Here is a 19,973-nt window from a genome sequence, read left to right as displayed (position 1 = left end):
TCGGCACCGAGGGCGGCGATATCGGAAGGATAGGCGCGCAGCCCCGGGCCGGTGACGAACAGGACCGAGGTATCCGGCGGCATGGGGGCGAAGCGCCACGTTTTCCGTGGCGCGGGCGCGACAACGCCGGTCGCGGCGACATGGTCGGCGAGGATCTCGCGGATGGGACGCTCGGCGCTGTGAACGAGCGCGTGCCCGGCCATTGCCTCGAATGGGCCGCCGCCCCATGCGCGGTAGGAATTGGTGGCGATGACGAAGCGATCCGCGTCGCGCACCGGGCGACCGTCATGGGTCAGGTCGCGGATGCGCCGCGCATCGGGGGCGATGAGCGTGCCAGAGAGGTCGTAACGTGCCGGTGCGGCGAGGTCTATGGTGTAGCCAAGCCCGTCGATCACGTCGAATACATGGCCTGGGACATTCGCATTCCGGAGCGGCTGATCTGCCACCCCCGGCGAGATCCGGTTGAAGCAGATCGCCGCGCGTTCGAGCCAGTCGCGCAGCATGGCCCCGGTGACACACAGGCCGCAAAGCGTGTTGGGAAATCCGTAGAGATCGGCGAGATGGCGAAGGCGCAAGGGCCCTGCGGGAATATCGGTATAGTGGCCCGGGCCGCCGCGTCCGCCGGTTTTGAACGGAGCCGAGGCCGACAGCACCGGCAGCCCGGCATGGGCGGTGCCCTTGAGCGCGGCGACGAGGGCGGCGCGCTGCGCGGCGTTGACAAGCGCGAGGCCGGGATCGTCGCGCGCAAGCGCGAGATAACTGTGCAGCGGCGCGCGGCTTTCACCGAGCGGGCGGCGAGTCAACCGCAGCGTATGGGCGTGGGCGCGCGCCAGGCTTCGCTCGAGTTGAGGGCAAGGCGTGATCGTGCTGGCGGCGTGCAGTGTGGTGCGGTGCCCGGTGACGTGCCAGCCATCGCGGGTGTGCGCGAGGTGCAGGTCGATCATCCCGAGATGCGAGGCGGCAAAGCCGGGTTTGACGCAAGGCGTGCCGTGCAGCGTGCCGGCCCCGATATCCGCGCCGGGCGTTTCCCGGTGGTCGGGGTCGGGAAAACGGCGGTGGCTGTGCCCGGTGATAAGCGCGTCGAGGCCGGGCAGGCGCGCCAGCGCGCGCGCCGCGTTCTCCATCATCGGTCGGTCTGGCCCTGCGTCGATCCCGGTATGGGCGAGCGCGATCACCACGTCGGCCCCGGCGCGCCGGATCGCGGGGAGCCAGGCGCGGGCGGTCTCGACCATGTCGCGCAGCGCCAGCCGCCCCGCGAGATGGCCGTGATCCCAAGTGGTGGCCTGCGGCGGGGTGAGGCCGATCACCCCGATGCGCAGGTTGCGCGCGATCCCGTCACGGTCTTGCAGGGTGCGGTGCAGGATGGTGAAGGGTGGCAGGAACGGGGTGTCGTCGCGCGGCGTGGCCCCGAGGGCGCGCACGGCATTGGCGCAGATCACCGGAAACCGGGCCTGCGTCAGGGTGGTTTCGAGCCAGTCGATGCCGAAGTTGAATTCGTGATTGCCGAGCGTCGCGGCGTCATAGTGCAAGTGGTTCATGGCGCGGATCACGGGGTGGCGCCCGCGCCAGCCATGTCCGGGCCGGGCGGTCAGGTCGGTGAGCGCCGTGCCTTGCAGGAAATCGCCGTTGTCGAGCAACAGGCAATTGTCCTCGCCCATCTCGGCCCGCGCCCGATGGACGAGTGTCGCCAGCCGAGCGAGGCCTTGTCCGGCATCCGTTTTGCCATTGAAATAATCGTATGGCAGGAGGTGGCCGTGTACGTCCGAGGTGGCGAGAATCCGCAGCGTGGTCTCGGGGTGACCCTGGATTTGTGGGTCGGGGGCTGTGAGCGGTTGGAACAATGCGAACTTCTCGTTGGAAGAATAAACGGGTGTGCCGAGTCTCTGCATAGCACGGATGATGCTTGTTTTATCTTATGGTGTGTAAATGGCTGCACAATACCGCAAAGATTGAATTCGTTGATCTTCTCGGATTCGTGTGTGGGCGTGATCTCCCTGCTTGCCCACCGGCCCTTGCCGGTGACAGTAAGGGGTAGGGGCGAAGGAGGCAGGGATGCGGTGCGCGGAAGATGTGACATTCGGCGGCTCGGGGTTTGATCGGGCGGATGATCTGCGCGGGGACAGCGCCACGCTCGACGCGGCGCTGGCGGCTGGCCATGCGCAGGCTGCGGTGCTGTGGCGCGGCAAGCCGCTGCTGGCGGGCGAGGGGCGCGATGGGCTGGCGCTGCTGCGCTGCGACCACCCGGTGCTGGCGCGCTACAAGGTGCCGCCGATCCTGATCGGGCGCGACGACGGCGGTGAGCCGCTCTTTGCCTTCGACATCTCGGCATGGGTGCCGCCGGGCCTCGATCCCGAACAGCTCGACAGTTTTCTCGACGCCACCGAGCAGGCGCATCCCGACCTGCCCGAAGGCTCGGTGTTTGCCGAATTGCGCCGCGTGATGTCCCGGCTCTCGCCGCGCGACGCCGAGATCGCGGCCACCGCCAAGGCGATCTTCGGCTGGCACGAAAGCCATCGCCATTGCGCCCGTTGCGGTGCGAAGAGTCGAATGATCCGGGCGGGCTGGCAGCGGGCCTGCGATGATTGCGGCGCGCAACATTTTCCGCGCACCGACCCGGTGGCGATCATGCTGGTGACCCTTGGTAATGCCGTGCTGATGGGGCGTTCGCCCGGCTGGCCGGAGGGGATGTATTCGCTGCTTGCGGGGTTTATCGAGCCCGGCGAGACGGTCGAGGCCGCGGTGCGCCGCGAGGTCTGGGAGGAGGCGGGCGTGCGCGTGGGCCGGGTGGACTATCTTGCCAGCCAGCCGTGGCCATTCCCGGCCTCGCTGATGCTGGGCTGTCGCGGAGAGGCCCTGAGCCGCGAGATTGCCATCGACCCCTACGAGATCGCGGACGCGCGCTGGATGAGCCGCGAGGAAATACTGGCCGCCTTTGCCGGGGAGCACCCGCAGGTGTTGCCCGCCCGCGAGGGCGCGGTGGCGCATTTCCTGCTCAAGAACTGGCTTGCCGACAGGCTCGATTGAAGCGAGACTGTCACGCGGCGCGGTAACGGCAGGCGCGTCAAGGGCAGGGTGAGAATGCAGTTCAAAGGCAGGGAAGACATCGAGGCACCGATCGATCAGGTGTTTGCCGAGATCACGGATTTCAAGCGGTTCGAGCGCGGGGCCATGCGTCGCGGCGCGGACGTGCAGCGCACCGATACGATGGCGGAGCCGGGCGTCGGCATGACCTGGCAGTCGCGGTTCAAGCTGCGAGGACGGATGCGCGACCTTTCTCTGCGACTATGCGAACTCGATCCGCCAAACGGGATCGTTCTCGGGGCCGAGGCGGCCACAGTTGAAGCGCTGATGCGGGTCGAACTCGTTTCTTTGTCGCGCGCCCGCACGCGGCTCAGCGTTGATCTGGGCATTACGCCGCGCAACCTGGCGGGTCGACTGATGATCCAGTCCATGAAGCTGGCGAAGGGCAACCTGTCCAAGCGGTTCAACCTGCGGCTCGCGGAATACGCGATGGATGTCGAGAATCGCCACAAGCGCACCGCCTGATCTGCCGGATTACTCGGGATAGATACCCCACCAGCGCAGCGTGTGGCGCAGGTGCTCGCGGATTTCGTGCGCCGCGCGGGCCGTGTCGGCGGCGTCGATCGCGTCGAGGATCGCGAGATGCTCGCGCATGGCAGAGGCGACCCGGTCGGCGAGAAAGGGCCGCGTGTTCTGGATCACCGCGATCCGGTCGCGGTTCTCGGCATAGAGCCTGCGGGCGAGGGCAGAGCCGAGCCCGGCGGCCAGCGCGTCGTGCAGTGACAGGTCGGTACGGATCGCGCGCCCCGGCAGATCGGCGGTCATCGCTGCCGCCGCCTCGTCGTGCAGGTGCTCATGCGCCGTGCGCAGCGCGGCGAGAGGGAAGGGGGCGCCGGTCTCGATGATGCGCCGCGCGCCCTCGCAATCGAACATGGCGCGCAACTCCAGGCATTCGCGCGTCGTCTCGGGCCCGGCATCCATCACCGTGATCCCGCGCTTGGGCAGGATGGTGAGCAGTCCGCTCACCTCGGCACGCTTGACGGCCTCGCGCGTGGCGGCCATCGGCAGGCCGAGCTCTTCGACCAGCATCGGCATGGACAGGAAGCTGCCACTCGACAGTCGCCCATCACGCAACCGCGCGAGCAGGGCCTGGTGGGCCCGCTCGGTCAGGCCCTCTGCCGCGGTCCCGCGCGGCGAGGACTCGAAGGTGGCGACGTCATTGTCTTGCAATTTTTGAAAGTCCTTTCGCGATTCACATATTATCAATTGCTAACATAACATCTAACATTTCAGATGCAATATAACAGGTGCGATCACGGCGGGAGTCCAAAGGACACAACCATCCACATCGCCGCGCGCGGCCTTATCAGGGAGTTCAGACATGCAGACCATGACACTCGACGGACAGGTGGCACAGGGGGCCGACGACACGCTCGATCCCGTGGCGCCAGAGGACAAAACCTGGAGCTGGTTCGCCATCTTCAACGTCTGGGCGAACGATATCCAATCGCTATTTGGCTATTCGCTGGTGGCGTCGCTGTTCATCTCCTACGGGGTGAGCGGCTGGACCGCCTTTGCCGCGCTCATCTGCGCGGGGCTTTTCGTGATGTTCCTCGTCAACCTCTCGGGCGCCGCGGGCGAGAAATACGGTATTCCCTATCCGGTCTTCGCGCGGGCGAGCATGGGTACGGCGGGGGCCATGCTGCCAGCGGTGCTGCGCTCCACGGTGGCGGTGTTTTGGTACGGCGTGCAGGTCTATTTCGCCTCGACCGCGCTGGCGCTGCTGATACGGTCCGTGACGGGCGTCACCGGTGGGGCCGAGGTGCTGGGCCTGACGGGCATCGACTGGCTCTCGTTCGTGCTGGTCTGGGCGTTTCACATTGTCATTTTCTGGCGCGGAATGAACTGGGTCGAGACCTTTCTCAACATTGCCGGGCCTTTCGTCTACCTGGTGATGATGGGCCTTCTGGCGGTGCTGTGGGTGAAATCCGACGGCCAGCTTCTGTCGCAGGCGCAGACGATCTTTGCCAATCCAGAGGCGACCTGGGCCACGGAATTCAACGGCTTCATCGCGATCATCGGCACTATGGTGGCCTATTTCGCGGCCGTGATGATCAACTTCAGCGACTTCTCGCGCTATGCCCGTGACAAGCGCGCGATGGTGGTGGGCAACCTCGTGGGGCTGCCGTTCAACATGATCCTGTTCTCGGCGCTGGCGCTTCTGACCACGGCGGGTGCCGCGGTTGTCTATGGCGAAAAGATCATCAACCCGACCGAGATCGTCGGGCGCACCGACAGCGTGCTGCTGGGCGTCATCGCCGCGATCACCTTCTTCGCGGCGACGGTGGGTATCAACCTGGTGGCCAATTTCATCCCGGCGGTGAACGGCATCGCAAGCCTTGCGCCGTCGAAGATCGGGTTTCGCAAGGCGGGTCTCATCACGTCGGTTTTTGCCCTCGTGATCGGCGGGTTCTGGACCAGTTTTATCAGCGAGTTCGGCATCAGCGGTTTCGTCAATACGCTCGGCGCGACGCTGGCCCCGATCTACGGCATCATGATCGTGGATTACTACCTGCTGCGCAAGGAGGCGCTGAAGCGCGACGACCTCTATAATATGGAAGGCGGCACCTATCACTACACCGGCGGCTGGAACCGCAATGCGCTCGTCGCCTTTGCCATCGCGGCGGTGTTTTCGGTGGCGACGGTCTGGGTGCCCGCGCTTGGCCAGCTTTCGGGCTATGCCTGGGTGATCGGGGCGATTCTGGGCGGCACCATCTACTTTGTCCGCTGCCGGGCGTCGCACCTGGTGTGACGCCATCCCTCAAGAGTTGCGAAACCCGGCCCGGTGCCGGGTTTCGTGCGTCTGGAATCAGACGCCGTCGTGCCGCCGCGGATCGGCGGGATAGACGCCGAGGATGGTGATGTCGGAGGTGAAATAACCCAGCTCATCCAGCGCGCGCGCCACCGCCGGATCGTCCGGGTGCCCCTCGATATCGGTGTAGAATTGCACGACGTTGAAATTGCCGCTGACCGTCCGGCTTTCAATCTTGTAAGTTTAACGACATTGGCGACACATGCGATGGCCTGTCTGACGTTGATCAGGCCAAGCAATTGGCGGCGGATGCATCGATATCTTCAAGGATGTGTTACAGATACGCAAAGCAGCCATCAAAATGGAGAACACGCATCAGGCAATCACGCATAAGATTTTGCAGGAGTTTCGATGAAACGCGCATTGCCTATTCCGTGACGGGGCAGGGTGCGCCCGTCTTGCTAATGCCCAGTTGGCTGTCAAATCTCGACTACCAGTGGCAGAGTACCGCGTGGCGTCCGTGGCTCGAGCTTTTGTGGGATCGTAATCGTCTGATCCGTTACGATCCGCGTGGGTGTGGATTGTCGGACCGGGATATCGGGGATCTCTCGCTCGACAGCTGGGTTCGCGATGTAGATGCTGTGCTGGATGCGGCAGAGGTCGATCGCGTTTCGTTGATCGGCATTTGTCAAGGTGGCGCCATTGCAATCCGGTATGCCGCATCCCGATCGGATCGGGTTGAGCGTCTGGTCTTGTACGGCACTTATGCACGCGGCCGAAACCGTCGCGATGATGTGCCATTGGAACCCGCAAAGGCCAAGGTCATGCTGGAAATGCTGGAGTTGGGATGGGCGGATGAAGATAGCGCGTTCATGCGCTCCTTTGCTACTCAGTTCCAGCCGGATGGCACACTTGAGCATTTGCGGACGTGGTGCAAGTTACAACGACAGTCGTCATCGGCAAGAAATGCTGTCGCCCTGACCAAGATCATGTTCGACATAGACGTGCTTGACGATGCGCGAAAGATCCAGAGCCCGACGCTGGTTGCTCATGTCAGGGATGATGCCGTGGTGCCTTTGGAGGAAGGTCGGATTCTCGCCCGGGAAATACCGGGAGCGAGGTTTATGGCCTTGGAGAGCCGCAATCACTTCATGCTTCCGAAAGAAAAGGCATGGGCCGAATTGGTCGATGCGCTTGAGTCTTTCCTGCCCGGCTTGCGCGAAAGCGACGAATTGGCAGCGATCCTGAGTCTGCGCGAGCAGCAAGTCCTCCGCGCGATTGCCGAGGGGCTCGATAACCGGGAGATCGGTGCGACGCTCGATATTAGCGAAAAAACTGTGCGCAACCATGTGTCGGGCATCCTGTCGAAGCTCGGTGTTTCGTCGCGCGCCAAGGCGATCGTCCGGGCGATCCGTGCCGGGTTAGGACCCAGCGAGATCAATCGCTGACCGGGGCTGTCGGGACACATGTCCCGGGTTCAACGAAAAAACCTCTTCCGAAACTGCACCGTTCGGGACAAGCGCATCATGTGGCGCGGCGTGGTGCTGGGTACCTTTCTCTTGCTTTGATCAAGGGAGAAGCGCCATGTCTGCCGAAGTATTTCGAACCTGTGCTGCGTCAGTTGCGGTGCTCGCATCCATGGCATGTGATGTTCATGTGCAAGCCGGGCAGCCAATCTCCGTCGACGAGCTCAAACAGACATACCTTGCTTGCGAACGGCGTGCTCTTGCCGAACGGATTTCAACCAATGAGATCATGCATTGCTCCGTTGCTTATGAGGAGTTGAAGCGTCGGGCCTTTGACGACAACTGGATAAAGCTGTGGAAATGGTCGCAGCGTGCTCTCAGCCAGAGCCCGGATGCAAACATCCGCGCGTCAATCGCCCCATTCATCCCAATGCGGATTGTCTGAAGCTCGCTGTCCGGTGACATGACCGAAGGGGACTTGGTGCGAACAGACGGGGTCTGACCTGCGGGTTACCTGTCTTCGTACCGCCGCGGATCGGCGGGATAAACGCCGAGGATGGTGATGTCGGAGGTGAAATAATCCAGCTCATCCAGCGCGCGGGCCACGGCGGGATCGTCCGGGTGCCCCTCGATATCGGCGTAGAACTGTGTCGCCGTGAACGACCCGTTGATCATGTAGCTTTCCAGCTTGGTCATGTTTACGCCATTGGTGGCGAATCCGCCAAGCGCCTTGTAGAGCGCGGCGGGAAGGTTGCGCACCTGAAAGACGAAGGTCGTCATCATCCCGTCCTCGCCGCGTGGCGAGAAATCGGGTTCGCGCGCCATCACCAGAAAGCGCGTGGTGTTGGTGTCCTGATCCTCGATGTGCTGGGCGATCACGTCGAGCCCGTAAATCCGGCCCGCCAGTTCGCTGGCCAGCGCTGCCAGTTCCGGGCGGCCCTCCTCGGCGACCTGCCGGGCCGATCCGGCGGTGTCGGCGCCGGTGACGCGGCGGATGCCGTGGCGTTCGAGAAAGCCTCGGCACTGGCCGAGAAGCACGGTATGGCTCATCGCGCTCTCGATCTGGTCGAGCCGCACGCCGGGCAGCGCGAGCAGGTTGATGTGCACCCGCACGAAGGCCTCGCCGACGATATGCAGCCCCGACTCGGGCAACAGGTGATGGATATCGGCCACGCGCCCGAATGTGGAATTTTCCACCGGGACCATCGCCAGGCGTGCTGTGCCCTCGCGCACCGCCGCGATCGTGTCCTCGAAGGTGCGGCAGGGCAGCACCTCCATGTCGGGATAGGTCTCATGGCAGGCCTGATGCGAATACGCACCAGGCTCCCCCTGAAAGGAAATGCGGTCGGTCATCGTGAAAACCTGTCCCTCCTGAAGCCCCTGTCGGGCGTTTGGTCGCGGAAACTATACCTTGCGAAGCGGTAGGGGAAGCGGATAGATACCCGCGCAAGCGACAGATCTAACGGAAGCGAGCCAATGTTCGACACGATGACACTTACAAAGGCCACGGGTGCGATTTGCGGCTCCCTTCTGGTCTTCTTGCTGGGAGGCTGGGCAGCCGAGAGCATTTATTCGATGGGGGGCGGCCACGGCGAGGATCACGCGCAGGGCTACGTCATCGATACCGGCGACGAGGGTGCCAGCGAAGAGCCAGCGGACGAGGGCCCCGATCTCGCGGCGCTGTTCGCGGAGGCCGATGCCGGCAAGGGCGAGCGCGTTTTCAACAAGTGCAAGGCCTGCCACCAGGTCGAGGATGGCGCCAACGGTGTCGGCCCGCATCTCTATGATGTGGTCAGTCGCGATGTGGGGAGCGTTGGCGGGTTCGGCTATTCGGGCGCACTGAGCGAGGCGGCGGATGTCTGGACCGCGGAGAACCTGTTTGCCTTTCTTGAGAATCCGGCGGGCTACGCGCCCGGGACGAGCATGGGCTTTGCCGGTCTGGGCAAGCCCGAAGATCGCGCCAACGTGATCGCGTATCTCGACGGGGTCGATGGTAGCGACGATATTGCGATCGAAGCCTCGGAAGAGGCCGCCGCCGAGGAGGCCCCTGCGGAAGAAGCGCCCGCCGAGGAGGCCGCTGCCGAAGAGGCACCTGCGGAAGAAGCGCCTGTCGAGGAGACCGCCGCCGAGGAGGCACCTGCGGAAGAAGCGCCCGCCGAGGAGGCCGCTGCTGAGGAGGCACCTGCGGAAGAAGCCGCTGCCGAAGAAGCCGGCGCCGAGGAAACCGGTGGCGAAAGCGGCTTTGCCGCGATGGTCGCCTCCGCGGATGTTGCCGCAGGTGAGAAGGTCTTTCGCCGCTGCGCCGCCTGTCACGCGGTCGAGGACGGCAAGAACAAGGTCGGCCCGCATCTCTTCGATGTCGTGAACCGAGATATCGCCAACGTCGAAGGGTTTAGCTATTCCGACACGCTCAAGGGGCTCGAGGGCGACTGGACCGTGGAAAAGCTGAGCGCATGGCTGGAGAACCCGCGCGAGTTCGCACCGGGTAACCGGATGGGCTATCCGGGCCTCAAGGACGAACAGGACCGCGCCAACGTGATCGGATATCTGCAGAGCGCCTCGAACTGAGGCAAGGCGCTTGGAATGGGGGTCGCTGCCCGGCAGGGCGGCGGCCCTTTGCATGTGCGCGCCCCTTCTGCGCTTGAACACGGCGCGGCTGGCCCCTAGCTTGCCGTTGAAACGCGCGGAAAACGGCGCGGACCGACAGGAGGACACCATGAACATCATGCCGCCGCGCGCAGGCGCGCCGATCAGTCGCCGCCTTGCCCTGAAGGGGCTCGGGGCGTTGATGGCCGGGAGTGCCCTGCATTTGACCGGCCCAGGGCGGGCGCACGCGACCGAGGAAGAGATCATCCGCGCGCATGGCTATTCCTTCTTCGGCAATCTGAAATATCCAGCCGATTACCCGCATTTCGACTATGTGAACCCCGACGCGCCCAAGGGAGGCGAGATTTCGCTCTACGCCCCTGGCACGTTCGATTCGATGAACCCGTATTCACGCAAGGGTCGCGCCGGGCGGCTGTCGTGGATGGTCTACGAAAGCCTGCTGGGCGGTTCGGAGGCCACCGGCGAACCGCTGCCGGGGGATCGTTACAACGAGGGCTATGGCCTGCTGGCCGAGAGCCTCGAATACGACCGCGGCAAGACATGGGTGATCTTTCACATGCGTCCCGAGGCGCGCTTTGCCGATGGCACGCCGGTCACGGCGCATGACGTGGTGTTCTCGCACAACCTGTTCCTCGACCAGGGTCTGCGCTCTTACGCCGAAGCGGTGCGGCGGCGGGTGCCGGGGGCCGAGGCGCTCGACGATCACACGGTGCGATTCGAGTTCGCCGAGGACATTTCGCGCCGCTCGCTGATCGACCAGGTGGGCGGCACGCCGGTCTTTCCGCGCGCCTGGTACGATGAGACGGGCGCGCGCCTGGACGAGCCGCGGCTCGAGGCCGCGCCGGGCTCGGGCCCCTACCAGGTCGAGAGCTATGAGGTAAACCGCAACATCGTCTATGCGCGCAATCCCGATTACTGGGGCTGGCACCTGCCGATCAACAAGGGCCGTCACAATTTCGACCGTATCCGTATCGAGTATTTCGCCGACGACAACGCCGCCTTCGAGGCGTTCAAGGCGGGCATCTACACTTTCCGCCCCGAGGGAAATTCCAAGACATGGGCCACCGGTTACGATTTTCCGGCCGTCAGGAAGGGCCATGTCGTCAAGGCCGAATTGCCCGACGGGCTGCCGCCGACGCCTGCGGGGTTCGTGTTCAACCTCGGGCGAGAGGTGCTCAAGGACAAGCGCGTGCGCCGCGCCATCGCGCTGGGCTTCAATTTCGAATGGACCAACCAGTCGCTGCAATATGGCCTGTTCAAGCAGCGGCATTCCTTTGTGCAGGATACGCATTTGCAGGCCGAGGGCGTGCCGGAGGGGGCCGAACGGCAATTGCTGGAGTCGCTGGGCGATCTGGTGCCCGGCGAGATGCTGACGGAACCGGCGGTGCGGGCGCATTCCTCCGATCCCGACCGGCTCAACGACCGGCGCAACCTGCGCCGCGCGATGCGGCTCCTGGACGAGGCGGGTTGGCCGGTGGGCGACGATGGCAAGCGGCGCAATGCCAAGGGCGAGCTGCTCAGCATCGAGATCCCGATTTCCGCCTCGGGTTCGGCCACCATGTCGGCGGTGGTCGAAAGCTTCGTTTCGAACCTGCAACTCATGGGGGTCGGTGCGCGCTTCGACAAGATCGACGCCGCGCAATACACCGCCCGCGAGCGCGACCGCGACTATGACATCGTCTTTGACAGCTATATCCCCTTCCTTGAGGCAGGTACCGGCCTGCATCAGCGTTATGGCTCGCGCGAGGCGGAATTCAGCCTGTTCAACCCGGCAGGGCTGGCCAGCCCGCTGGTGGATGCGCTGATCGACGAGGCGCTCGAGTCGACCTCAAAGGAAGAGCAGGACGTGGCGCTGATGGCGCTCGACCGGGCCTTGCGCTACGAGTTCTTCATGATCCCGACATGGTATCTCGACAAGAACTGGGTCGCCTACTGGGATCAGTATGCCCATCCCGACCCGTTGCCGGATTACGCCACCGGGGTGCTCGATTTCTGGTGGTATGACGAGGAAAAGGCCGCGGCGCTGCGGGCCGCGGGCGCGCTTTGATGCCGGTTGTTGCCATGGGGGCCGTCTGAGATGGGGGCCTATATCCTGCGGCGGCTGTTGCTGATCGTGCCGACGCTTTTCGGCATCATGGTGATCAATTTCGCGCTGGTGCAGTTCGTCCCCGGCGGCCCGGTCGAGCAGATGATCGCGCAGATGCAGGGGCAGGGCGACGTTTTCGAGAGCTTCGCCGGGTCAGGGAGCGATACCGGGCAGGACCTGTCGGGCGGGGGCAACGACCAGTATCTGGGCGCGCGCGGCCTGCCGCCCGAGTTGATCGCGGAGCTCGAGGAGCAGTTCGGCCTCGACAAGCCGCCGCTGGAGCGGTTCTTCAACATGATGTGGAACTACATGCGTTTCGATTTCGGCGAGAGCTATTTTCGCAAGGTGGAGGTGCTCGACCTCGTGCTGGAGAAGATGCCGGTGTCGATCTCTCTGGGGCTATGGTCCACCCTGATCGCCTATATCGTGTCGATCCCGCTGGGCGTGGCCAAGGCGGTGCGCGACGGGTCGCGGTTCGACACCTGGACCTCGGGTGTCATCATCGTGGCCTACGCGATCCCGGCCTTCCTGTTCGCGATCATGCTGCTGGTGTTGTTTGCCGGGGGCAGCTATTTCCAACTCTTCCCGCTCAGGGGCCTGACCTCGGACAATTTCGAACAGCTGAGTATCTTCGGCAAGATCGTCGATTACCTGTGGCACATCTTCCTACCGGTTCTTGCCTCGACCATTTCGGCCTTTGCCACGCTGACGCTGCTGACCAAGAACAGCTTTCTCGACGAGATCAAGAAACACTACGTCATGACCGCACGGGCCAAGGGGCTGAGCGAGAAACGCGTACTCTATGGCCACGTGTTCCGCAACGCCATGCTGATCGTGATCGCGGGGTTCCCGGCCGTGTTCATTGGCGTTTTCTTTGGCGGGTCAGTGCTGATCGAGACGATTTTCAGCCTCGACGGGCTGGGGCGGCTCGGGTTCGAGGCGGCAGTGGGGCGCGACTACCCGGTGATGTTCGGCACGCTTTTCCTGTTTGGTCTCATCGGGCTTCTGGTGGGCCTGCTGAGCGACCTGATGTATGTGCTGGTCGACCCGCGCATCGACTTCGAGAAGCGGGAGGGCTGAGGATGGGTGGCGCATCATGGGGGCGCTGCCCCCACCGCGCCTGCGGCGCGACTCCCCCGGAATATTTCCGGCAAGATGAAGGAGGGGCACGGTGATCCGCCTTTCGCCCCTCAATCAGCGCCGCTGGCGGAATTTTCGGCGCAACCGGCGTGCGTTCTGGTCGCTGTTGATCTTTTCGGTGATCTTCGCGATCACGCTCTGTGCCGAGTTCGTGGCCAATGACAAACCGATCCTCGTGCAGTATCGCGGCGAGTATTACATGCCGATCTTTCGTTTCTATCCCGAGACGGCATTCGGCGGCGATTTTCGGACCGAGGCGATCTATCGTGACCCGGAGGTGCAATGCCTGATCGCGAGCGGAGGGCTCGACGCTTGTTTCGACGACCCGGAGGCGGTGATGGCGGACGCGCAGGACGGCGTTGTCGCGGGCGAGGAGATCGTGAAGGGCTGGTCGATCTGGCCGCCCATCCCCTATAGCTACGATACGATCGTGGATCGCGACGGCGCGGCGCCGCTGCCGCCCAACGAGCAGAACTGGCTGGGCACCGACGACACCAAGCGCGACGTGCTGGCGCGGGTGCTCTATGGCTTCAGGCTGTCGGTGATGTTCACGCTGATCGTGACGTTCCTGTCCTCGATCATCGGCATCTTCGCCGGTGCGGTGCAGGGCTTTTTCGGGGGCAAGACCGATCTGTTCTTTCAGCGCATCATCGAGATATGGGCCTCCACGCCGCAGCTATACGTCATCATCATCCTGTTCGCGATCCTGCCGCGAAGTTTCTGGCTATTGGTGGTCATCACCGTGCTGTTCGGCTGGATGGCGCTGGTGGGCGTGGTGCGCGCCGAGTTCCTGCGCGCGCGCAACCTCGAATACGTGCGCGCGGCCAAGGCGCTGGGGGTGGGCAACATCACCATCATGTTCCGCCACATGCTGCCCAACGCGATGGTGGCGACACTGACGATGCTGCCCTTCGTCATCACCGGGACGATCTCGCTCTTGGCAGGGCTTGATTTCCTCGGCTTCGGGCTGCCCTCGTCCTCGCCCTCGCTTGGTGAATTGACGCTTCAGGCCAAGCAGAACCTGCAGGCGCCGTGGCTTGCGTTCACCGCGTTCTTTGCCTTTGCAATAATGCTGTCGCTGCTCGTTTTCATCTTCGAGGGCGTGCGCGACGCGTTCGATCCGAGAAAGACCTTTCAATGAGCGTGCTGGAGGTTCGCGATCTGAGCGTCGGGTTCCGGCAGGACGGGCAGGTGGTGCCCGCCGTGCGGGGTGTGTCGTTCTCGGTGGACCGGGGCGAGACGGTTGCGATCGTGGGCGAGAGCGGCTCGGGCAAGTCGGTCACCGCGCTGTCCACGGTGTCGCTCTTGGGCTCATCGGCGGAGGTGACGGGCAGCGTTACCTATGATGACCAGGAGATGATCGGCGCGGATGAGCGGCGCCTGCGGCAGGTGCGCGGCAACGATATCAGCTTCATCTTCCAGGAGCCGATGACCAGCCTCAACCCCCTGCACACGCTGGAGAAACAGTTGCGCGAGAGCCTGGAGCTGCACCAGGGGCTGACCGGCGAGGCGGCGCGGGAGCGCATCGTGGATCTGCTGGAGCGGGTCGGTATCCGCGAGGCGGCGAGCCGTCTGGGGGCCTATCCGCATCAATTGTCGGGCGGGCAGCGGCAGCGCGTGATGATCGCAATGGCGCTTGCCAACAAGCCCGATATCCTGATCGCGGATGAACCCACCACGGCGCTCGACGTGACTATCCAGGCGCAGATTCTCGAGCTTCTGGCGAATCTCAAGCGCGACGAGGGGATGGGTCTTTTGTTCATCACCCATGACCTCGGTATCGTGCGGCGCATCGCCGACCGGGTCTGCGTGATGAAGGATGGCGAGATCGTCGAGGCGGGGACGCTCACCGAGGTGTTCGACGCGCCGCAGCATCCCTATACCCGCAAGCTGTTGGGCGCGCAGGCGGTGGGCGTGCCCGCGCCGGTGCCCGAGGGGGCGCAGGTGGTGGCCGAAACCGATGCCTTGCGCGTCTGGTTCCCGATCCAGAAGGGCTTTCTCAAACGGACGGTGGGCCATGTGAAGGCCGTCAACGACGCGACGCTGAGCGTGCGCGCGGGCGAGACGCTGGGGATCGTGGGCGAATCGGGGTCGGGCAAGACCACGCTCGCGCTGGCGATCATGCGACTCATTGCCTCCGAAGGCGGCATCCGCTTTGCCGGCGAGGACGTGCATCGCTGGTCCACGAAGCAATTGCGCAAACGCCGGGCCGAGATGCAGATCGTGTTCCAGGACCCGTTCGGCAGCCTCAGCCCTCGGATGAGCTGCGCGCAGATCATCGCCGAGGGGCTGGGCGTGCACGGCAACCCCGGCGGACGGCCACAGCGGGATCTGGTGGCCGAGGTAATGGCCGAGGTGGGGCTCGACCCGGTGGCGATGGACCGCTACCCGCACGAGTTTTCTGGCGGGCAGCGCCAAAGGATCGCGATCGCGCGGGCCATGATCCTGCGGCCGAAACTGGTGGTGTTGGACGAACCGACCAGTGCGCTCGACATGACGGTGCAGGTGCAGATCGTGGACCTGCTGCGCGATCTTCAGGTGAAATACGGGCTGGCCTACCTGTTCATCAGTCACGATCTCGCGGTGGTGCGCGCGATGAGCCACCGGGTGCTGGTGATGAAGGAGGGCGACGTGGTCGAGGCGGGCACAGCCGAGGCGCTCTTTACCGAGCCGCGTACCGAGTATGCGCGTACGCTGCTGGCGGCGTCGCTGGAAGGGCGCCTCCAGGGCGGGGCGCAGGACTCTTCGGGCATCGGCTGACGCGTCGCGTTGAACCGGGTGGCCGCCTTACGACGGGGGCGCGCGCATCAGCCGGGCGAGCGTTGCCACCTCCTGTCCCAGCCCCGCCGCCTCCAGCGGGTCGGCGGCGCGCAGGCGCACGTCACCGGGCTTGTTCTGGCCCAGCTTCCAGGTGCCTGCGATCTCGTCGATTCGCATCTCGCAGGGCACGATCTGGCGCATCATCCGGTCAAGCACCTCTGGTGTCATCTTGTCCGCCCGCCATTCCGGCTTGGGCGCGAGCCGCGCCTCGAACTGTGCCGATTGCCGGTCGAGCAGGTCGCGCATCCGCTCCTGCGGCTGCAAGGTGATGTCGCCCACAAGATGCACGGCGACATAGTTCCACGTGGGCACCTGATCGTCCACGCCATACCAATCGGGCGAGACATAGGAGTGTGGCCCCTGCACCGCGAGCCGGGCACGATGGGGTGTCGCGATAAGCCGCGCGATCGGGTTCGAGCGCACGAGATGGAACTCGGCCCGCGTGCCGTCCTCCGAAAGCAGAAACGGGATGTGGCTGACGAGCGGCGCATCGTCGGTGGTCACGGCCAGGAGGCCGAAGCCCTGATCGCGGGCAAAGCCGATGTTCAGGGCCGTGTCGGCCTTGCGAAAGGCGGGGTTGGGGTGCATCGCGACGTGGCTTTCAGGTGGCGGTGAGCTGCGTGCCGGTATGGCCGGTCACGGTGGCGGCGACGATCGCGCCCTCGGGGCGGTCGCTGTCAAAGGCAACCTCGGTGAATTGCTCGGTCCGGCCCATGCGGGGGTTTTCCATCAGCACCGCGTGGCGACACCCCTGCTGTGCCGCCAGATGCGCTGCGACCCGCGCGGCGCCTGCCGCGCGCAGCCGCGCCGCACGGTCCTTGATCGCCCGCCCGTCCACCTGCGGCATCCGCGCGGCGGGGGTGCCGGGGCGGGGCGAATAGGGGAACACGTGCAGCCAGGTGAGGTGACACTCCTCGACCAGCCGCAGGGAATTCTCGAAGGCCGCCTCGGTCTCGGTCGGGAAACCGGCGATGATATCGGCGCCGAAGGTCATGTCGGGGCGCAGGCGGCGCGCCTCTTCGGCAAAGCGGATCGCGTCGTCGCGCAGGTGCCGCCGCTTCATCCGCTTGAGGATCAGATCGTCGCCATGTTGCAGGCTCAGGTGCAGATGCGGCATCAGGCGCGGCTCGGCGGCGATGGCCTGCATGAGGTTGTCGTCCACCTCTATGGAATCAATCGAGGAGATGCGCAGGCGTGGCAGGTCGGGCACCAGCTTCAGGATGCGCATCACCAGATCGCCGAGCTTGGGCTGCCCCGGCAGGTCCGCGCCCCAGCTTGTCAGGTCCACGCCGGTCAGCACCACCTCGTTATAGCCAGCGCCAACCAGCCGCTTGATCTGATCGACGACGACGCCCGCGGGCACAGAGCGCGAATTGCCCCGGCCATAGGGGATAATGCAGAAGGTGCAGCGGTGATCGCAGCCGTTCTGCACCTGCACATAGGCGCGGGAACGGGTGCCGAAACCGTCGATCAGGTGGCCCGCGGTCTCGGTCACCGACATGATGTCGTTGACCTGCACACGCTCGCTATCCCCGATGAAATCGGCGGCGAGGCGGCCCCAGGTATCGGGCTGCATTTTCTCGGTATTGCCGATGACGGCATCGACCTCTTCCATCGCCGCGAAGGTCTCGGGCTCGGTCTGTGCGGCACAGCCGGTCACGATGAGACGCGCGCCCGGGTTCTCGCGGCGCAGGCGGCGGATTTCCTGCCGCGCCTTGCGCACGGCCTCGGACGTCACGGCGCAGGTATTGACGACGACGGCATTTTCCAGCCCCACCTGCCCGGCGAGGTCTTTCATCGCCTCGGTCTCGTAGGCGTTGAGGCGGCAGCCAAGGGTGGCAAAGCGCGGCGCGCTCATGACCGCCCCGCGAGGAATGCGGGTGTCAGCACGCCGGAGGCGACATGCATCGTCTCGCCGGTCATCCAGACGCCATCCTCGCGCCAGTCGATCTTGAGGCTGCCGCCGTCCAGTGTGATGCGCACCTTGCGCCCCGTCAGGCCGCGCCGCGCCGCCGCCACCGCAACGGCGCAGGACGACGAGCCGGAGGCCAGCGTAAGCCCCACGCCCCGCTCCCAGACCCGCACGCGGATATGGTCGGGGGCGACGAGGCTCGCCACCTGCACATTGGTGCGCTCGGGGTAGAGGGGATGATGCTCATAGCGCGGGCCGAACCGGTCCAGCGGCACGGCCTCTGCATCCTCGACGAAAAAGGTGCAGTGCGGGTTGCCCATGCCGGTTGCCGTAGGTCCGCCCTCGATGGGCAGCTCCAGCGTCTCCATTGCCTCGGCGAGCGGGATGCTCTGCCAGTCAAACTGCGGCTGCCCCATGTTGACCGAGGTGAGGCCGTCGCCTGCGTCCACCGCGCTCAGGTTGCCGCGCGCGGTGGTCAGGGTCAGCGCCGTCTTGCCGGTCTCGTCCATCAGGTGACGCGCGATGCAGCGGGTGGCGTTGCCGCAGGCGGCGGAGGACGAGCCGTCGGCATTGTAGAAGGTGAGATGCGCGTCGGCGCCGGCCTCGCCCGCCTCGATCACCGCGAGCTGATCGAAGCCGATGCCGCGCCGCCGGTCGGCGATCGCGGCGACCAGCGCGGGCGACAGGGCGATGGCGCGCGCGCGCGCGTCGAGCACGACGAAGTCGTTTCCCAGCCCGTGCATCTTCATGAAGGGCAGCCCGGTATCGCGCGCATCGTCCATGCGCGCGCATATACGCGTGCGGCGAGCGGATTTCCAGCACCGACCGCGCACGGGCCGCGTTTTCGGGGTTGACCCCCCGCGCACCTCTTTCTAGACACCGCGCTTGAGTGGGCCGTTAGCTCAGTTGGTAGAGCAACTGACTTTTAATCAGTGGGTCGCAGGTTCGAATCCTGCACGGCTCACCACTTAATAAAATGAAAACAAGAGGCTGTGGATAGCGCAAAGCTAAGCCTTGCGCTTTCTTTTGCCCTTGTCACCGAATTTGTCACCGGGTTTCACAATTGCAGAAAAGACCGGGCGGATCCCGCCCGGTCCTTGTCGATCGTTGAAGGCGTCACTCGGGTTCGGCGCGCTTGGCAAACAGGCAATCCTCCCGCCTGGCTGCGGCGTGGTGGAGGGCGTCCAGCCCTTCAAACATGCTGGCTATGGTGCAGCTGTCTTGCATGAGTCCGGATAGTTGCTCAGTGCTGGACGTCCGCGGCCTCATCGCGTTCGGCAGCGGTTCCCTCGAGCATCATCTCGCTTGTCTTGCCGCCGTGCCCCACCCATTCGATAACGTGAGCTTCGTCAGCCTCGAACAACTTGTCTTGCGTGGCCGCAATCAGAACAAACATACTTTCAGTCTCGGGCGAGTGGGGCAGCCTTGCAGCCTCCGCCATCTGCTCGACGGCGCGCAGCATTGCGCGCGCCTCATCCAGTCTCTCGGAGGTTCTTTCGTGATTTCGGCGGACATGGTCGGGAATGTTCGTCATTGTCTCGATCTCCAATTGTGATATTGCCACATGTGACAATAGCACAAGGATAGATAGTTGTGAAATCCGCACAAGTGCGAATGGCGCGGGGAGCGTTAAATTGGTCTCTTGCCGATCTTGCAAAAGCCTCCGGCGTTCATCGCAACACGATCTCGAATTTCGAGACCGGGCGTTATGACATGAATCCCGACAACGTGGCCAAGATCCGCGTCGCCCTCGAAGCCGCCGGGGTCGAGTTCATCGCAGAGAACGGGGGCGGCGCAGGCGTCCGGTTGCGCAAGGATACCTGAGCATCACTGGGCGGCGAGGATCGAAGCCTTGATCTTTGTCCACTTGGTTCGACTGATGATCACCACCACGCCCTTTCTCCCAGTGTTTGCTTGCTTCAACTCGGCGGTGGTCGAAGCTGGATGAGTGGCCCATTGGTTATAAACCGGGAGAACAGAGGCTCGAGGCGCGCTGAAATCACCTGTCGAGGGCGCGAAGAGAGAGCTGCCGATGACTCTTTGGCAACGCCGACGTGAGACACAGCGACCGGGACCGCTCGCCACGTCAGTCTTGGCGGCAGCAATACG

General features: G+C 64.4%; 18 protein-coding genes, 1 tRNA gene and 2 pseudogenes. 12 read left to right on the top strand and 9 right to left on the bottom strand.

All coding sequences use genetic code 11. From position 1 onward, the window contains the following. Positions 1-11: 11 nt before the first annotated feature. A pseudogene (locus CRJ03_RS20625) lies at positions 12-1,889 on the bottom strand (bifunctional 2',3'-cyclic-nucleotide 2'-phosphodiesterase/3'-nucleotidase); the annotation flags it as partial. Positions 1,890-2,052: 163 nt separating this feature from the next. On the opposite strand from CRJ03_RS20625, the gene nudC reads away from it, so the two are divergent. After that, positions 2,053-3,024, top strand: a complete 972-nt coding sequence (nudC, locus tag CRJ03_RS18490) for an NAD(+) diphosphatase (protein ID WP_104020340.1) — start codon at positions 2,053-2,055, stop codon at positions 3,022-3,024. Between the two features lie 54 nt (positions 3,025-3,078). Continuing rightward, positions 3,079-3,546: an SRPBCC family protein gene (locus tag CRJ03_RS18485; RefSeq protein WP_104020339.1), complete on the top strand. Its 468-nt coding sequence runs from the start codon at positions 3,079-3,081 to the stop codon at positions 3,544-3,546. Between the two features lie 9 nt (positions 3,547-3,555). Here CRJ03_RS18485 and CRJ03_RS18480 read toward each other — a convergent pair whose 3' ends face one another. Further along, positions 3,556-4,251: a GntR family transcriptional regulator gene (locus CRJ03_RS18480; protein ID WP_240611719.1), complete on the bottom strand. Its 696-nt coding sequence runs from the start codon at positions 4,249-4,251 to the stop codon at positions 3,556-3,558. A 160-nt stretch (positions 4,252-4,411) separates the two neighbouring features. Here CRJ03_RS18480 and CRJ03_RS18475 point away from each other — a divergent pair, with 160 nt between their 5' ends. Beyond that, positions 4,412-5,833: an NCS1 family nucleobase:cation symporter-1 gene (locus tag CRJ03_RS18475; RefSeq protein ID WP_104020410.1), complete on the top strand. Its 1,422-nt coding sequence runs from the start codon at positions 4,412-4,414 to the stop codon at positions 5,831-5,833. 57 nt (positions 5,834-5,890) lie between these two features. On the opposite strand, the pseudogene CRJ03_RS18470 reads toward CRJ03_RS18475, so the two are convergent. Next, a pseudogene (locus tag CRJ03_RS18470) lies at positions 5,891-6,070 on the bottom strand (prephenate dehydratase); the annotation flags it as partial. A gap of 227 nt (positions 6,071-6,297) precedes the next feature. Between CRJ03_RS18470 and CRJ03_RS18465 the strand changes: the two are divergent. Then, positions 6,298-7,281, top strand: a complete 984-nt coding sequence (locus tag CRJ03_RS18465) for an alpha/beta fold hydrolase (protein ID WP_165375358.1) — start codon at positions 6,298-6,300, stop codon at positions 7,279-7,281. A gap of 136 nt (positions 7,282-7,417) precedes the next feature. Beyond that, positions 7,418-7,744 (top strand): hypothetical protein, encoded by a 327-nt coding sequence (locus tag CRJ03_RS19760; RefSeq protein ID WP_129590314.1) that lies wholly within the window; start codon positions 7,418-7,420, stop codon positions 7,742-7,744. A gap of 65 nt (positions 7,745-7,809) precedes the next feature. On the opposite strand, the gene CRJ03_RS18460 is transcribed toward CRJ03_RS19760, so the two are convergent. Beyond that, entirely contained in the window at positions 7,810-8,652 is an 843-nt protein-coding gene (locus tag CRJ03_RS18460) for a prephenate dehydratase (RefSeq protein WP_104020337.1), read from the bottom strand. Positions 8,653-8,775: 123 nt separating this feature from the next. On the opposite strand from CRJ03_RS18460, the gene CRJ03_RS18455 reads away from it, so the two are divergent. The 5 genes from CRJ03_RS18455 (at position 8,776) to CRJ03_RS18435 (ending at position 15,892) form a co-directional block, all read left to right on the top strand. After that, positions 8,776-9,867, top strand: a complete 1,092-nt coding sequence (locus CRJ03_RS18455; RefSeq protein WP_104020336.1) for a c-type cytochrome — start codon at positions 8,776-8,778, stop codon at positions 9,865-9,867. A gap of 148 nt (positions 9,868-10,015) precedes the next feature. Continuing rightward, positions 10,016-11,953, top strand: a complete 1,938-nt coding sequence (locus CRJ03_RS18450; RefSeq protein WP_439126648.1) for an extracellular solute-binding protein — start codon at positions 10,016-10,018, stop codon at positions 11,951-11,953. Positions 11,954-11,983: 30 nt separating this feature from the next. Beyond that, entirely contained in the window at positions 11,984-13,072 is a 1,089-nt protein-coding gene (locus CRJ03_RS18445) for a microcin C ABC transporter permease YejB (RefSeq protein ID WP_104020335.1), read from the top strand. Between the two features lie 94 nt (positions 13,073-13,166). Continuing rightward, positions 13,167-14,273, top strand: a complete 1,107-nt coding sequence (locus CRJ03_RS18440; protein WP_165375362.1) for an ABC transporter permease — start codon at positions 13,167-13,169, stop codon at positions 14,271-14,273. After that, positions 14,270-15,892, top strand: coding sequence for an ABC transporter ATP-binding protein (locus CRJ03_RS18435; RefSeq protein WP_104020333.1), 1,623 nt, complete (start codon positions 14,270-14,272; stop codon positions 15,890-15,892). Before CRJ03_RS18440 ends, CRJ03_RS18435 begins: the two co-directional genes overlap by 4 nt. A gap of 27 nt (positions 15,893-15,919) precedes the next feature. Here the strand turns inward: CRJ03_RS18435 and CRJ03_RS18430 are convergent, their stop codons facing one another. From CRJ03_RS18430 to dapF, 3 genes are read right to left on the bottom strand one after another with little or no spacing between them, the layout of a single operon-like run. Beyond that, complete coding sequence (locus CRJ03_RS18430) at positions 15,920-16,540, bottom strand: FMN-binding negative transcriptional regulator (protein ID WP_104020332.1); 621 nt, start codon at positions 16,538-16,540, stop codon at positions 15,920-15,922. Between the two features lie 13 nt (positions 16,541-16,553). Further along, complete coding sequence (gene mtaB / locus CRJ03_RS18425; RefSeq protein ID WP_104020331.1) at positions 16,554-17,810, bottom strand: tRNA (N(6)-L-threonylcarbamoyladenosine(37)-C(2))-methylthiotransferase MtaB; 1,257 nt, start codon at positions 17,808-17,810, stop codon at positions 16,554-16,556. After that, on the bottom strand, positions 17,807-18,646 hold the full coding sequence (dapF, locus tag CRJ03_RS18420; RefSeq protein ID WP_104020330.1) for a diaminopimelate epimerase: 840 nt from the start codon (positions 18,644-18,646) through the stop codon (positions 17,807-17,809). The genes mtaB and dapF overlap by 4 nt, the downstream gene beginning before the upstream one ends. Positions 18,647-18,755: 109 nt before the next feature. Between dapF and CRJ03_RS18415 the strand changes: the two genes are divergently transcribed. Beyond that, positions 18,756-18,831, top strand: a tRNA-Lys gene (locus CRJ03_RS18415). 276 nt (positions 18,832-19,107) lie between these two features. Here the strand turns inward: CRJ03_RS18415 and CRJ03_RS18410 are convergent. Then, positions 19,108-19,398, bottom strand: coding sequence for a hypothetical protein (locus tag CRJ03_RS18410; RefSeq protein WP_165375207.1), 291 nt, complete (start codon positions 19,396-19,398; stop codon positions 19,108-19,110). A 59-nt stretch (positions 19,399-19,457) separates the two neighbouring features. Between CRJ03_RS18410 and CRJ03_RS18405 the strand changes: the two genes are divergently transcribed. After that, on the top strand, positions 19,458-19,688 hold the full coding sequence (locus tag CRJ03_RS18405; RefSeq protein ID WP_240611518.1) for a helix-turn-helix transcriptional regulator: 231 nt from the start codon (positions 19,458-19,460) through the stop codon (positions 19,686-19,688). A gap of 3 nt (positions 19,689-19,691) precedes the next feature. On the opposite strand, the gene CRJ03_RS20180 is transcribed toward CRJ03_RS18405, so the two are convergent. Next, positions 19,692-19,973 (bottom strand): hypothetical protein (locus CRJ03_RS20180; protein ID WP_206018348.1); only part of this gene is annotated, 282 nt, incomplete at its 5' end.

The organism is Roseovarius nitratireducens (assembly GCF_002925845.1).
Taxonomy (GTDB): Bacteria; Pseudomonadota; Alphaproteobacteria; order Rhodobacterales; family Rhodobacteraceae; genus Roseovarius; species Roseovarius nitratireducens.
The sequence above is the reverse complement of the archived record's forward strand: the minus strand, read 5'-3'. Positions and strand labels throughout refer to the sequence as shown.